Below are 14928 nucleotides of genomic sequence, written 5' to 3'. Positions count from 1 at the left end.
GGACGGCCTAGGAGCCCGAGATACTGGCCGCGCCCGTTTCGATGTGGCCCGTGTAGCGGCGCGACCAGGTGCCGTCGCAGTCGCCGAGGATCGTGAAGTCGTACCAACCCTTGCTGTAGGCGACGGCGTTGAAGTAGTCCTCACGCGCGGAGTTCGCCGGGACCGTGTACGTCCACGGGCCGTCCGTGCGGTAGGCGTTCGAGCGGATGGTGAAGGTGACGGGGGAGCCGGAGGAGTTCTTCATCTTGAAGTAGACCGCCGGCTTGCCGGTGCCGGGCTCGACCGCGAAGCGGGCCGCCACCTCGATGTCCTTGCCCGGCTTCGACGCGTCGCCGATGAAACGGCGCAGGAAGCGGTTCGGCCCGTGCATCGAGATGTCGTACTTGCCCGAGCCGTACCCCAGGCCGATGTGGAAGTAGTCGCCGGCGGTACCACCCGGGTCGACCGTGTACTGCCAGGGCGTCGTGTCCCGGTGCTGGTGCGGGTGGATCGAGAAGTGCGCCGCCCGCTTCGCCTGGGCCCCCTGGTTGGTCATCGAGAACCAGGCCGTGATCTGACCGGCCGGCCCGAATTCGAAGCGGTCCAGATTGCCGTTCACCTGGTACGGCAGGGCCCGCGCGGGGCGGGTGCCGGGCTCCTGCGCCGGGAGGGCGTTGTCCTGCGGCGCCGGGTTGGGGAGCGGGGCGCAGGTCGCCTGGCCGATCACCTTGGCGGTGGAGGGCAGACCCGCGGGGTACCCGTGGACCGGGTGTGCGAAGTCGAAGACACCGGTCAGGTCGCCGACCACCTTGCGGCGCCAGTCGCTGATGTTCGGGCAGGTGGCGGGGGTGCCGAGGGCTGCGGTCCACTTCTCCATGAACCGCAGCACCGAGGTGTGGTCGAAGACCTCCGAGCTCACCCAGCCACCCCGGGTCCAAGGGGACATCACGATCATCGGGACGCGGAAGCCGAGGCCGATGGGGAGGCCGTCGAGGTACTCGCCGGGGGTGCCGGGCGGGGCGACCGGCGGCGGCACGTGGTCGAAGAACCCGTCGTTCTCGTCGTAGTTGAGGAAGAGCACCGTGGAGTCGAACACCTCGGGGTCGGCGGCCAGGGCGCGGTGCACCAGGTCCACGAAGTGGGCGCCGTCGCCGGGCGGGGCGTACGGGTGCTCCGAGAAGGCCTCGCTCGCCACGACCCAGGACACCTGGGGGAGCGTGCCCGCCACCACGTCGGCGCGGATCGCGGCCGCGATGTCGTCCGGGGTGGAGCCGGTGACCTTGGGGACCGAGCCCATGCCCCGGTCCCACAGCGGATCGCCGGGGCCGGCGTCGGTGAACCGCTTGAAGTAGGCGAGCCCGTTGTCCCCGTAGTTGTCCTGGGCGTTCTGGTAGACCTTCCAGCTCACGCCGGCCCGCTGGAGGGCCTCCGCGTACGTCTCCCAGGTCAGCCCGGACTCCTCGCCGCCGTCCTTGCTGGTGGCGTCGATCTTGCCGCTCCACAGGAAGGTGCGGTTCGGGCCGGTCGCGCTGAGGGCGGAGCAGAAGTACGCGTCGCAGACCGTGTAGGTGTCGGCGAGGGCGTAGTGGAAGGGGATGTCCCCCCGGTCCAGGTGGCCGAGGGTACGGGCGTTGCCGACGCCGGTGACCCAGCTGTCCATCCGGCCCTTGTTCCAGGCGGCGTGCTGCGAGGTCCAGCTGTGCGGGAGGTCGCCGGTGCACTGCGCCAGGGTCTCGCTGTCCACGCCACCCGCCGGCGGGGTGGCCGACAGCTTCCACGGGTACTGGCGGCCGACCCAGTTGGGCTGGTTGAACATGCCCCAGCCCCCCGGGATGTTGCCGGCGGCGCGGTCGCCGAACCCGCGGACGCCCTTCAGCCTGCCGAAGTAGTGGTCGAAGCTGCGGTTCTCCTGCATCAGGATCACCACGTGCTTCACATCGGTGATGGTGCCGGTCGCGGCCGCCGCGGCCGCCGTCGTGGGTGTGACGGCGGGCAGGGTGGCGCCCGCCACGAGCCCGGCGCCGATTCCCACGAAACCTCTGCGGCTGATCGGTGTCACTGGCCTCTCGCCTCCAACTCAAGTGCCCCGTCGGCACATCGACGGAAAGAGTGGCGGCGCCGGGGTCAAAGGTCTACATCCGTGCGGTAAGAAATCGGTGAACATAAGGGTGGCCGGAATCAGGCGCCGATCCGGACGGGCATCCTGCCCGGATCGTCCCCGCGGAGCATACCCAGGAAGGCCTCCACCGTCCGGTCGAAGCCCTGGACAACAGTGGTGCCGGCGCCGATCCGACCGCTGCGCGGATGAGGGACCGGGAAGTCCTCCAACTCCTCCTGGTGATTGGTGTGATTGCGAACCAATACCCCTTCCCGGCGACGGGACTTGTCCACGGCCTCGAAGAGGTGCCGGGAAGCGGGGTGCTCGCGCGGGAGGCGTACGGCTGGTCACCCGGTCGGTCACCCGTCGGTCACGCGGACCCGAGGGGACCGCCGCTCATGGACCGGGACGAGATCCGCGGCTCCGCCGCCCGCTCCTGGTGCGCGCCCAGGACCGGATCCCGCAGGCGACGGTCACGGCGGACGGCGACGCGGCGGCGCTGACGACGGTCGGCTGCGGGCTCGGTACGGCGATCACGCCCGAGCCGCCCCTGAAGGAGACGACCGAGGCGGTGGACATCGCCGATCTGGGCCGAACGGGGCCGCTGAGACAGGTGGGATACGTCACTACCGCGGAATCTGCCTCGACTTTCGCCATATGGGCTCTGATCAGGGAATTTCGCTCCGACAGGGGCTGAAACGGACCCACGAGGCGGGGCTTTTCGGGGGGCCGCGCGTCTCAGATAGTAGGAAGCCCGAGTAATTGCCGAGACATACAACGGGACCTGCCCTAGCTTTGTAGAAGCCGAACGTCTCGCCGATCAGGCGAATGGCGGTCGAGAGCGCGCGCCCCTGGCAGGCAACCCCTGCGGCGCATCGCTCCCCGCCTCTTCCGGCGCCTTGAAGGAACCCCTCATCCGTGGCCCCGCCACGCCGTGATCTCAAGGAGTCGATCACCATGACCGCTTCCACCGCCACCCGCCGCGTCCGCCACAGCTCCGCCTCGGCCGACGACCGCAAGAACGCCGCCGCCGCTCTGCAGCGCGCCCTCGACCGCCGTGACAACGGCGGGTCGACCGGACACTGACCTGCGCCGCCCGAGATGTTCTGCGTCCACATGGACCCGCATACGTCCACATGGTGGACGCAGAATGTCTGAGGGCTGGGACACGGAGTACGGTTCCGTCATGTCGACCAGCATCAATCTCGCAGTGATCCCCGGTGATGGCATCGGCCAGGAAGTCGTGGCTCAGGGACTCAAGGTCCTTACCGCGGTCCTGCCCCAGGATGTGAAGCTGGAGACCAAGCAATACGATCTCGGGGCCCAGCGCTGGCACCGCACCGGTGAGACCCTCCCGGAGGCGGAGCTCGAAGAGCTCAAGCACCACGACGCGATCCTGCTCGGCGCCATCGGTGACCCGTCGGTCCCGTCCGGCGTGCTGGAGCGCGGTCTGCTGCTCAAGCTCCGCTTCGCCTTCGACCACTTCATCAACCTGCGCCCGTCGAAGCTGTTCCCGAACACGGCCACCCCGCTCGCCGGCCGCCCGGAGATCGACTTCGTCGTGGTCCGCGAGGGCACCGAGGGTCCGTACACCGGCAACGGCGGCAGCCTGCGCACCGGCACCCCCGCCGAGGTGGCCACCGAGGTCAGCATCAACACCGCGTACGGCGTCGAGCGGGTCGTGCGTGACGCGTACGAGCGGGCGAACGCCCGCCCCCGCAAGAAGCTGACGCTGGTCCACAAGAACAACGTCCTCGTGTACGCGGGCCACATGTGGAAGAACATCTTCGACAAGGTCGGCCAGGAGTACCCCGAGGTCACCACCGACTACCTGCACGTCGACGCCGCGACGATCTTCTTCGTCACGCAGCCCGAGCGCTTCGACGTCATCGTCACGGACAACCTCTTCGGTGACATCCTCACCGACCTGGCCGCCGCCGTGACCGGCGGAATCGGCCTCGCCGCCTCCGGGAACATCAACCCGACCGGCGCCTTCCCGTCCATGTTCGAGCCCGTCCACGGCTCGGCCCCGGACATCGCCGGCACCGGCAAGGCCGACCCGACCGCGACGATCCTCTCCGTCGCCCTCCTGCTGCGTCACCTGGGCTACGAGGCCCAGGCCGCCCGTATCGAGGACGCGGTCTCCGCCGACCTGGCGGAGCGTGACGGAACCTTCCGCTCCACCGACGCGATCGGCGATGCCCTCGCCGCTCGAGTAGCCGGCTGACCCGGCAGTTCCACTTCAGGAAGCCGCCGGGTCACAATGGGACCCGGCGGCTTCACCTGTGCGGCCCCGGGTGCCACCATCTCCCCTGGGCCGCTTTCCCCGCTTCTCCGAAGCCTGCTCGCGCGCGATAATCGAACGCGAGGCCGCGGAATGCGGGGAAGCTCGGACGTCCTAGTACGCCGTGAGCGCGGTCCGCCATACACAACCGGTGAAGGACAAGCACTCATGACGACGCCCACGATCGAGCTCAAGCCCTCCTCGAACCCGCTGTCCGATGCGGAGCGCGAGGCGATCCTGGCCAGCCCCGGCTTCGGCCGCCACTTCACCGACCACATGGTGACGATCAAGTGGACCGAGGGTCGCGGCTGGCACGATGCCGAGCTGGTCCCGTACGCGCCGCTCGCGATCGACCCGGCGAACATGACGCTGCACTACGCGCAGACGATCTTCGAGGGCCTCAAGGCCTACCGCCAGCCCGACGGCACCGTGGCCACCTTCCGCCCCGAGGCCAACGCAGCGCGCTTCCAGTCCTCCGCGCGCCGCATGGCCATGCCGGAGCTGCCGACCGAGCTCTTCATCGAGGCCTGCGACGCCCTGATCAAGCAGGACCGTGCCTGGGTGCCGGACTCCGGCGAGGCCTCCCTGTACCTGCGCCCCTTCATGTTCGCCTCCGAGGTCGGCCTCGGCGTCCGCCCGGCGAACGAGTTCCTCTTCATCGTCATCGCCTCGCCCGCCGGCGCGTACTTCCCCGGTGGCGTCAAGCCCGTCTCCGTCTGGCTCTCCGAGGACTACGTCCGCGCGGTCAAGGGCGGCACCGGCGCGGCCAAGACCGGCGGCAACTACGCGGCCTCGCTGGTCGCGCAGGCCCAGGCGGCGTCCCACGGCTGCGACCAGGTGGTCTGGCTCGACGCCGTCGAGCACCGTTGGATCGAGGAGATGGGCGGCATGAACCTGTACTTCGTGTACGGCGACCGCATCGTCACCCCGGAGCTCACCGGCTCGCTCCTTCCCGGCATCACCCGCGACTCTCTCCTCACCATCGCCCGCGACCTCGGCTACACCGCCGAGGAGGGCCGCCTGACCACCGAGGACTGGCAGCGCGACAACGAGAACGGCACCCTCACCGAGGTCTTCGCCTGCGGTACCGCGGCCGTCATCACCCCGGTCGGCTCCGTGAAGTCCGAGCGCGCCAACTGGACCCAGGGCGACGGTGAGCCGGGCCAGGTCACCATGCGCCTGCGCAAGGCGCTGCTGGAGCTCCAGACCGGCCACAGCGCCGACACCCACGGCTGGATGCACCCGCTGGGCTAGTCCCCGCGCGTCCTGCTCACGCCACAGGCCCGCACCCCCGGATGTCCGGGGTGCGGGCCTGTGGCGTACGTACGGGGCGTGGTCTCAGGCGTTCGCCGGCTCCTCGGCGGCGGCGACCGCCACGGCCGGGGCGGGGGAGCGGCGGGCGGTGAGCGCGGCGTAGACGAGCCCACCGGTCAGTCCGGACAGGACGAACGAGCAGTCCACGCCGCCGGTGAGGGCGAGCAGCGGGCCCTCGTAGAAGGGGGTGGTCACGGCGAGCAGGCCGACGCCGGCGCCGATCGCCCACGAGGCGGTGGCGGCGAGGTTCCAGCCGGAGCGGAACCAGTAGACGCCGCCCACCGAGCGGCGGTTGAAGACCTGCAGCGCGTCGGCGTCGTAGCGGCCGCGGCAGCGCACGTAACCGATGAGGGTGATCACGGCCCATGGGGTGCCGATCGCGGTCAGCAGCAGCACGAACGAGGTCATCGCGGACTGCACGTCCCACTCGAAGGAGCCGATGAAGACGAAGGCCGTGGCGACGGCCGCCGCGACCAGGGTGGCGGTGGTCCGGGTGGCCTTGGGCACGATGGCGTCGAGGTCGAGGCCCATCGAGTAGAGCATCAGCCCGGCGTTGCCGACGGAGCCGGCAGCGGCGGCGGCGAGCAGCGGGACCAGGTACCAGAAGGGCGAAGCCGCCACCAGCGGGCCGGCGTACTCGGCCCCGGCCCGGGCGGCGAGCGCCGTGTAGGTGCCGAAGAGCTGCGGGACCAGGAGGCCGAAGAGCAGGCCGAAGCCGGTGGCCCAGAGCACCTTGCGGGAGCTGTGCCGGTGCGGGGAGATGTAGCGGGTGTAGTCGCCGAGCAGGGTGATGAAGGCGACCGGGCCGCTGAGCCCGGCGGCGACGGCGGCGAGGATCCAGGTCGGCCAGAAGGAGCCGAGCAGGTACGCGGTGTCCGGCGGGGCGGCGGTGGTGAAGTCCCCGGAGTAGGCGAAGAGGCCGATGGCCAGCAGCACCACCATGCCGATGGCCAGGATCTTGCTCATGCGCAGCAGCAGCCGGTAGCCGAAGACCGCCGCGACGACGGTGCACGCGGCGAGTACGCCGTACATCACGCCTCGCGTGGCCCCGGTGTCCGGCAGCCCGGTGAGCCGCGAGAGGACGCCCACCATCACGTCGCCGCCGATCCACAGGGTGAGCGCGGTGTAGCCGAGCGAGAGCAGCAGACCCACCACCGAGCCCACGAGCCGGCCGCGGACGCCGAACTGTGCGCCGCTGGAGGTCGAGAGGTTGGTCGCGGTGCGCAGGGAGACGAGTGCCAGCGGCGCGGTGAAGGCGATACCGACGAGCGTGCCGGTCACGATGGCGGTGACCGAGGGCCACAGGCCCAGTCCGAAGGACGGGGGCAGCCAGCCGAAGACGATCACACCGAGGCAGAGGTTGGAGCCGAGAAGGATCGAGATCAGGTCACGGGGACCACTCGTCCGCTCGTCCTCGGGGATGGTGTCGACTCCGCGCTGTTCGATGGGCATGGGGGGACTCCCTTGGCAGGGCGGGGGGTGGTTGCGCTTTGTTTGAGCGACACTCAATGTGACTCAAGGCCGCCCCCCAGGTCAATGATTCCCTGCAAGGAAATGAAGAGTTAGAGTGATGCTCTAACCCATCGACTCAAGAGGTGGTGGATCGGCGTGCGGCTGACTCCTACGGAGCGCGACCGGCTGCTGCTCCGCAGCGCTGCGGAGCTGGCCAGGGCCCGCCGGGCCCGTGGCCTGAAACTGAATGTCCCGGAGGCCACCGCGCTGATCGCGGACACGGTCTGCGAGGCGGCGCGCGACGGCAAGCGGCTCGCGGAGGCCATCGAGGAGGCCCGCGGTGTGCTGGGTCCCGGCGATGTGCTGCCGGGCGTCGCCGACGTGGTCACCGAGGTCCACGTGGAGGCCGTCTTCGACGACGGATCCCGCCTCGCGGTGGTCTCGTCCCCCATCCAGGGCGCGGTCCCGCTCGGCGACGACGCCCCGGGCGCGGTCCTCCCCGGCCCCGGCGCCCCCCAGCCCGAGCCGGTCCTGCACCTGCGGGTGCGCAACACCGCCGCCGTTCCGGTGAGCGTGACCTCGCACTTCCACTTCTTCGAGGCGAACCCTCGGCTCGACTTCGACCGGGCCGCGGCCTACGGCATGCGGCTGTGCGTGCCGGCGGGCTCGTCCGTACGGTTCGACCCCCACGGCGAGGGCGAGGTGGGCCTCGTCCCCATCGGGGGCGACCGCATCGCGATCGGCTTCGCGGGACTGGTCGACGGCCCCCTGGACGCCCCCGGAGCCAAGGACGAGGCCCTGCGTCGCGCGGCGGCCTGCGGCTACCTCGGCGTCTTCGCCGCACACGAGGACGGAGGTCGGGCATGAGCCGTCAGACCCCCCACAGCGATCATTGCGCGCCGGGCAGCCGGCACATCGACCCCCACGAGTACGCGTCCGTCTTCGGCCCCCGCGCCGGGGACCGGGTGCGACTCGGCGATAGCGGGCTGACCGTCCGCGTGGAGCACGACGCGCAGAAGCCGGGTGACGAGTTCCTGGCCGGTTTCGGCAAGACGGCCCGTGACGGCCTGCATCTGAAGGCCGCGGCGGTCCGCGAGACCTGCGACGTGGTCATCAGCAACGTGCTGGTCATCGACGCCGTGCTCGGCATCCGCAAGGTGTCGATCGGTATCCGCGAGGGTCGGATCCACGCGATCGGTCGGGCCGGCAACCCCGACACCCTCGACGGCGTCGACGTGGTCGTCGGCACCGGCACCTCGATCGTCTCCGGCGAAGGCCTGATCGCCACCGCCGGCGCCGTGGACACCCACGTCCACCTGCTCTCCCCGCGCATCATGGAAGCCTCGCTCGCCGCGGGTGTCACCACGATCATCGGCCAGGAGTTCGGCCCCGTCTGGGGCGTCGGCGTCAACTCCCCGTGGGCACTGAAGCACGCCTTCAACGCCTTCGACGCCTGGCCCGTCAACATCGGCTTCCTCGCCCGCGGCTCCTCCTCGGACGCCGCCCCGCTGGTCGAGGCCCTCGCCGAGGGCGGCGCGTCCGGCTTCAAGGTGCACGAGGACATGGGCGCGCACACCCGGGCCCTGGACACCGCGCTGCGGGTGGCGGAGGAGCACGACGTGCAGGTGGCCCTGCACAGCGACGGGCTGAACGAGTGCCTGTCGGTCGAGGACACCCTGCGGGTGTTGGACGGCCGGACCATCCACGCCTTCCACATCGAGGGCTGTGGCGGCGGTCATGTTCCCAACGTGTTGAAGATGGCGGGCGTACCGAACGTCATCGGCTCCTCCACCAATCCCACGCTGCCGTTCGGGCGGGACGCGGTCGCCGAGCACTACGGCATGATCGTCTCGGTCCACGACCTCAAGCCCGACCTGCCCGGCGACGCCGCCATGGCCCGAGACCGGATCCGCGCCGGGACCATGGGCGCCGAGGACGTCCTCCACGACCTCGGCGCGATCGGCATCACCTCCTCCGACGCCCAGGGCATGGGCCGCGCGGGCGAGACGATCCGCCGGACCTTCGCCATGGCCGCCAAGATGAAGGGCGAACTCGGTCCGATGGACGGCGACGGCGAGGGCGACGACAACGCCCGCGTCCTGCGCTACATCGCCAAGCTCACCATCAACCCCGCCCTCGCCCACGGACTCGCCCACGAGATCGGCTCCATCGAGGTCGGCAAACTCGCCGACATCGTCCTGTGGCGACCGCAGTTCTTCGGCGCCAAGCCCCAACTCGTGCTGAAGTCCGGCTTCCCCGCCTACGGAGTCACCGGCGACCCCAACGCCGCCACCGACACCTGCGAACCGCTCGTCCTCGGCCCGCAGTTCGGCTCGTACGGGGCCACGGCCGCCGACATCTCCGTCGCCTTCGTCTCCGCCGCGGCCGCGGCCCTCGGCAGCGATGCGATGCCGACCCGCCGACGCCGCGTGGCCGTCCGCGGCACCCGGGGGATCGGCCCCAAGGACCTCCTGTTCAACTCCCGGGTGGGCGCGGTCGATGTGGACGCGCGCAGCGGACTGGTCTCCCTCGACGGGGAACCGCTGCGCTCCGAAGCTGCCGAATCGGTCTCCCTCAACCGCCTGTACTTCCTGTAAGTCAGCACCGCCCGTAAGGATCTGCCTGCCATGACCAAGCCTGTGAACGACGGCTTCCGGATGCCCGCCGAGTGGACGCCCCACGAGCGCACCTGGATGGCCTGGCCCAGCCCCAACCCCACCTTCACCAACGCGCAGGAGCTCGCCGAGGCCCGCGAGGCCTGGGGCGCCGTAGCCCGCGCCGTCCGCGCGTACGAGCCGGTGACCCTCGTGGTCTCGCCCGGCGACGCGGAGAGCGCCCGCGCCGTCGTCGGGGACGACGTACAGCTGGTCGAGCAGGAACTCGACGACGCCTGGATGCGCGACATCGGCCCGACCTTCGTCACCAACGACGCCGGCGAGCTCGCCGCCGTCGACTGGACCTTCAACGGCTGGGGTGCCCAGGAGTGGGCCCGCTGGGACCACGACTCGAAGATCGCCCGCCACGTCTCGGACGTGATCGGCACCCGCACCTACAGCACCGAACTCGTCAACGAGGGCGGCGCCCTCCACGTCGACGGCGAGGGCACCGTTCTCCTCACCGACACCGTCCAGCTCGGCGAGGGCCGCAACCCCGGCTGGACCCGCCAACAGGTGGAGGCCGAGATCCACGCGCACCTCGGCACCACCAAGGCGATCTGGCTGCCGTACGGTCTGGCCGGCGACTACGGCACCTACGGCACCCAGGGTCACGTCGACATCGTCGCGGCCTTCGCCCGCCCCGGCGTCGTCATGGTCCACACCCAGCCCGACCCGGCCCACCCGGACCACGAGCGCTGCAAGACCATCGCGGCCATCCTGCGCGCGTCCACCGACGCCCGCGGGCGGCAGCTGGAGGTCGTGGAGATCCCGGCGCCGACCGTGCTGGAGGAGGACGGTGAGTGGGTGGACTACTCGTACATCAATCACTACCTGTGCAACGGCGGTGTCGTGCTGTGCGCCTTCGACGACCCGCGTGACGAGGAGGCCGCCGAGATCTTCCGCGGACTGTTCCCCGAGCGGACCGTGACCCTCGTCGACGCACGTACGATTTTCGCCGGGGGTGGCGGCATCCATTGCATCACCCAGCAGCAGCCGAAGGTCTGATCCGCAGACGACCGGCAGCCGACCGACAAGGAGTGGGTCCATGGTGGCGGGTGGAGTACCGGTACGCGCGGCGCGGAAGAACGCGCCCCCGCGCGAGGACGTACTCGTCGCCGCCATGGCCACGATCGCCGAGCGCGGCCTGGAAGGCCTGACCATGGCCGGACTGGGCCGCGAGGTCGGCATGAGCAGCGGCCACCTCCTCTACTACTTCCGCAGCAAGGACGAGCTCCTGCTGCAGACCCTGGAGTGGAGCGAGGCGGAGCTGGGCGGCGAGCGGCGGGCCCTGCTCGCCCGCCGCGGTCCGGTGGCCGAGCGCCTGCGGGCGTACGTGGACCTCTACGTGCCCACGCAGCCCCGCGACCCGCACTGGACGCTGTGGCTGGAGGTCTGGAACCGCTCCCAGAACGCCGGCCCCCAGGAGCGCGACCGGCAGGCGGCCATCGAGGGCGCCTGGCACCGCGACCTGGTGGCCCTCCTCGCCGAGGGCATCTCGCGCGGGGAGTTCCGTCCGGTCGACGCCGAACGCGTGGCGACCCGGATCCGGGCCCTGCTCGACGGATTCAGCATCCAGCTGGCGGTGGGCCTGCCGACGGTCGACCGACCGGCGATCCTCGCCCACGTGCGGGAATTCCTGACGGAGACCCTCGCTCCCCGGACGTAGCCCCCGCATCGGCGCGACACCCGTCACGGTCGCGCTGCCCGCATGCTGAGATGCCTGTCCATCCGCGGCGAGCGGTGTGGCAGACTGCCGCCGTGCCTGCTCAGCTCATGATTATCGCCAGCAGCGCGCCGGTCCCCAGTGGCCGCTGAACCGCGGAAGAACTTCGCGGAAGCGGCCACCGTGCCTCGGACCCGCGCGCAGACCTCTCGCTACCCGCGAGAGGTTTTTTCGTTTCCCGGACCATCCGTGCCGGGACCCGACCGCGCGCGATGATGGGGGCAGTGACGGCGGCCTGCCCCCTTCGGCGGGCATCCGGAACCACTCATCCGACAGGAGTCAGATCAGCATGACGACGACACCAGAGGCGGCAACTGTGTTGTCAGAAGGCCTGGACGACAGCTTCCACGTCTTCGACACCACCCTGCGTGACGGCGCCCAGCGTGAGGGCATCAACCTCACGGTCGCCGACAAGCTGACGATCGCCCGGCACCTGGACGACTTCGGAGTGGGCTTCATCGAGGGCGGCTGGCCCGGCGCCAACCCCCGTGACACCGAGTTCTTCTCCCGCGCCCGTGCGGAGATCTCCTTCAAGAACGCCCAGCTGGTCGCCTTCGGCGCGACCCGGCGCGCGGGCGGTTCCGCCGACCAGGACCCGCAGGTGCGGGCCCTGCTGGAATCCGGCGCCCCGGTCATCACGCTCGTCGCCAAGTCCCACGACCGCCACGTCGAACTCGCCCTGCGCACCACGCTCGACGAGAACCTGGAGATGGTCCGCGACACCGTCTCCCACCTGGTCGCCCAGGGCCGCCGCGTCTTCGTCGACTGCGAGCACTTCTTCGACGGCTACCGGGCCAACCCGGAGTACGCCAAGTCCGTCGTCCGCGCCGCCCACGAGGCCGGCGCCGACGTGGTCATCCTCTGCGACACCAACGGCGGCATGCTGCCCGCCCAGGTGACCGCGACCGTCGCCACCGTCCTCGCCGACACCGGCGCCCGTCTGGGCATCCACGCCCAGGACGACACCGGCTGCGCCGTCGCCAACACACTGGCCGCGGTGGACGCGGGCGCCACCCACGTCCAGTGCACGGCGAACGGCTACGGCGAACGCGTCGGCAACGCCAACCTCTTCCCCGTCGTCGCCGCCCTGGAGATCAAGTACGGGCGCAAGGTGCTCCCCGACGGGGCGCTCGCCGAGATGACCCGGATCTCGCACGCCATCGCCGAGGTCGTGAACCTCACCCCCTCCACGCACCAGCCCTACGTCGGCGTCTCCGCCTTCGCGCACAAGGCGGGCCTGCACGCCTCGGCCATCAAGGTCGACCCCGACCTCTACCAGCACATCGACCCCGAGCGGGTCGGCAACACCATGCGGATGCTGGTCTCCGACATGGCCGGCCGCGCCTCCATCGAGCTCAAGGGCAAGGAGCTCGGCGTCGAGCTGGGCGGGGACCGCGCGCTGATCTCCCGGGTCGTGGAGCGGGTCAAGGAGCGCGAGCTCAAGGGCTACACCTACGAGGCCGCCGACGCCTCCTTCGAGCTGCTGCTGCGCGCCGAGGCCGAGGGCCGCGCCCGCAAGTACTTCCGTGTCGAGTCCTGGCGGGCGATCATCGAGGACCGCCCGGACGGCACCCACGCCAACGAGGCCACGGTCAAGCTGTGGGCCAAGGGCGAGCGCATCGTCGCCACGGCGGAGGGCAACGGCCCGGTCAACGCGCTGGACCGGGCGCTGCGGGTGGCGCTGGAGCGGTTCTACCCGCAGCTCGCCAAGTTCGAGCTCGTCGACTACAAGGTCCGCATCCTGGAAGGCACGCACGGTACGGAGTCCACGACCCGCGTGCTGATCGCCACCACCGACGGCGAGCGCGAGTGGTCCACGGTCGGCGTGGCCCCGAACGTGATCGCGGCGTCCTGGCAGGCCCTGGAGGACGCGTTCACCTACGGCCTGCTGCACGCGGGCGTCGAACCGGCCGAGTAACCCGCGAACCACGACCCGCGACCCGCGACCCCGCCTCGCCGGGCCATGCCCGGCGAGGTCCTTATGTCCGGCTCACACGGGAAAGTATCGGTTCCGGTAGCGTCTTCGATATGAAGACCAGGCTGATGTCCATACGCTTCGGAGCGCTGCTGTCCGGTCTGCTGCTGGGGCTGTCGGCGACCGCACTGGTGGCCGCGCCCCAGGCGTCCGCGGCCGACGGGGTCTCCGGCGTGGCGGAGGCTCTGAAGCAGGGGCCGGTCTACGTCGCCCCCGGGGCCGAGGCACAGCTGTCCACGGCGCAGGCGGACGCGCTCGCGAAGAAGATCAAGGACGCGGGGAAGCCGGTGTTCGTGGCCGTGCTGCCGGCCACCGCCGAGTTCCCCGCGGACAAGGTGCTGGGTGCCGTCCGGGCCGAGACCGGGATCACCGGGCTCTACGCGATCCGGCTGGGCGACGGCTTCGACGCGGGCGCCGACAAGGCGGTCATGCCGAACAACGCCGTACGCAACCTCACCGAGGCCGTGAAGACCGGCGCGCCGGTGGACGCGAACACCCAGCTCGACAACTTCGTGGACCAGGCCCTGACCCAGGTCCAGGGCAGCGCCCCCGCCTCATGGGGCACCACCGGAGCCGAGCAGGGGGCCCCGGTCGGCGGGCTGATCGCCCTCGGTGCGGTGGCCGTGGTGGGCGGCGGCGGTGCGTACGCGCTGGTCCGCCGCAACCGGAAGAAGAAGGAGGAGGTCCGGCGCGAGGCGCTCGCCCGGCTGAGCGTGGTCGTCGACGAGGACATCACGGCCTTCGGCGAGGAGCTCGAACGGCTCGACTTCCACCCGGGCGAGCCCGGCGCCGACGACGCCATGCGGGCGGACTACGAGCAGGGGCTCGACTCGTACGAGAAGGCCAAGCGGATCATGGCCTCGGTGCAGCGCCCCGACGAGGTCAAGGGCGTGACCCAGGCGCTGGAGGACGGGCGCTTCGCGCTGGCCACCCTCGACGCGCGCCGGCAGGGCAGGCCGTTGCCCGAGCGTCGCTCGCCCTGCTTCTTCGACCCGCGTCACGGGCCGAGCACCGAGGACGCCACCTGGGCTCCGGCCGCCGGGGCGGCCCGTACCGTGCCGGTCTGCACGGCGGACGCCGTACGACTGCGCGACGGCCAGGACCCGGCGGTCCGCACGGTGGACACCGAACGGGGGCCGCGGCCGTACTACGACGCCGGCCCGGCGTACGGTCCCTGGGCCGGCGGGTACTTCGGCGGCGGCATCCTGCCCGGCCTGCTGGTGGGCACGATGCTCGGTTCGATGATGTCGAGCCCCGCCTACGCCTCCGACTTCGGCGGCGGCACGGGCAGCGGCTTCGAGGGCGGTGACTTCTCCGGCGCCGACTTCGACCCGTCCGACTTCGGTGGCGGGGACTTCGGCGGCGGTGGGTTCGACGGGGGTGGCGGCTTCGACGGCGGGGGCGGCTTCTGACCGCCCCCGGTTCCGGGCGTCCGTGAGGTCGACC

The 14928-nt window shown here is 70.9% G+C and carries 13 protein-coding genes; 10 read left to right on the top strand and 3 right to left on the bottom strand.

The window, feature by feature from the left end:
- Positions 1-7: 7 nt before the first annotated feature.
- Positions 8-2038: a phosphocholine-specific phospholipase C gene (locus BCL76_RS24360; protein WP_109781537.1), complete on the bottom strand. Its 2031-nt coding sequence runs from the start codon at positions 2036-2038 to the stop codon at positions 8-10.
- 119 nt (positions 2039-2157) lie between these two features.
- A complete protein-coding gene (locus tag BCL76_RS24355; protein WP_181382698.1) occupies positions 2158-2340 on the bottom strand; it encodes a hypothetical protein in 183 nt (60 codons plus the stop codon).
- A gap of 176 nt (positions 2341-2516) precedes the next feature.
- Here BCL76_RS24355 and BCL76_RS24350 point away from each other — a divergent pair, with 176 nt between their 5' ends.
- The 4 genes from BCL76_RS24350 to BCL76_RS24340 all read left to right on the top strand — a co-directional run bounded on the left by BCL76_RS24350 (position 2517) and on the right by BCL76_RS24340 (position 5615).
- A complete protein-coding gene (locus BCL76_RS24350; RefSeq protein WP_109781536.1) occupies positions 2517-2774 on the top strand; it encodes a hypothetical protein in 258 nt (85 codons plus the stop codon).
- A gap of 260 nt (positions 2775-3034) precedes the next feature.
- Positions 3035-3163 carry a hypothetical protein gene (locus tag BCL76_RS39905; RefSeq protein WP_257789859.1) on the top strand — a complete coding sequence of 43 codons (129 nt, stop codon included), beginning with the start codon at positions 3035-3037 and terminating at the stop codon, positions 3161-3163.
- Between the two features lie 100 nt (positions 3164-3263).
- Entirely contained in the window at positions 3264-4304 is a 1041-nt protein-coding gene (locus BCL76_RS24345; RefSeq protein WP_109781660.1) for a 3-isopropylmalate dehydrogenase, read from the top strand.
- Positions 4305-4529: 225 nt separating this feature from the next.
- The gene (locus tag BCL76_RS24340; RefSeq protein WP_109781535.1) at positions 4530-5615 is read left to right on the top strand and encodes a branched-chain amino acid aminotransferase; all 1086 of its coding nucleotides are present in this window, start codon (positions 4530-4532) and stop codon (positions 5613-5615) included.
- Between the two features lie 84 nt (positions 5616-5699).
- On the opposite strand, the gene BCL76_RS24335 is transcribed toward BCL76_RS24340, so the two are convergent.
- Positions 5700-7127: a cytosine permease gene (locus BCL76_RS24335; protein WP_109781534.1), complete on the bottom strand. Its 1428-nt coding sequence runs from the start codon at positions 7125-7127 to the stop codon at positions 5700-5702.
- A 156-nt stretch (positions 7128-7283) separates the two neighbouring features.
- Here BCL76_RS24335 and ureA point away from each other — a divergent pair, with 156 nt between their 5' ends.
- From ureA to BCL76_RS24305, 6 genes are all read left to right on the top strand, one after another.
- Positions 7284-7994 carry an urease subunit gamma gene (ureA, locus tag BCL76_RS24330; RefSeq protein ID WP_109781533.1) on the top strand — a complete coding sequence of 237 codons (711 nt, stop codon included), beginning with the start codon at positions 7284-7286 and terminating at the stop codon, positions 7992-7994.
- The gene (locus BCL76_RS24325) at positions 7991-9724 is read left to right on the top strand and encodes an urease subunit alpha (protein ID WP_181382697.1); all 1734 of its coding nucleotides are present in this window, start codon (positions 7991-7993) and stop codon (positions 9722-9724) included. The genes ureA and BCL76_RS24325 overlap by 4 nt, the downstream gene beginning before the upstream one ends.
- 30 nt (positions 9725-9754) lie before the next feature.
- On the top strand, positions 9755-10789 hold the full coding sequence (locus tag BCL76_RS24320; RefSeq protein ID WP_109781532.1) for an agmatine deiminase family protein: 1035 nt from the start codon (positions 9755-9757) through the stop codon (positions 10787-10789).
- A 40-nt stretch (positions 10790-10829) separates the two neighbouring features.
- A complete protein-coding gene (locus tag BCL76_RS24315; protein WP_109781531.1) occupies positions 10830-11450 on the top strand; it encodes a TetR/AcrR family transcriptional regulator in 621 nt (206 codons plus the stop codon).
- A gap of 346 nt (positions 11451-11796) precedes the next feature.
- Positions 11797-13425 carry a citramalate synthase gene (gene cimA / locus BCL76_RS24310; RefSeq protein WP_109781530.1) on the top strand — a complete coding sequence of 543 codons (1629 nt, stop codon included), beginning with the start codon at positions 11797-11799 and terminating at the stop codon, positions 13423-13425.
- A 110-nt stretch (positions 13426-13535) separates the two neighbouring features.
- Entirely contained in the window at positions 13536-14894 is a 1359-nt protein-coding gene (locus BCL76_RS24305) for a hypothetical protein (protein WP_181382696.1), read from the top strand.
- The last annotated feature ends 34 nt before the right edge of the window (positions 14895-14928 follow it).

It is taken from the genome of Streptomyces sp. CG 926, assembly GCF_003148825.1.
Taxonomy (GTDB): domain Bacteria; phylum Actinomycetota; class Actinomycetes; order Streptomycetales; family Streptomycetaceae; genus Streptomyces.
Note: the sequence above shows the minus strand (reverse complement) of the source record. Positions and strands in the feature narration are given on the sequence as shown.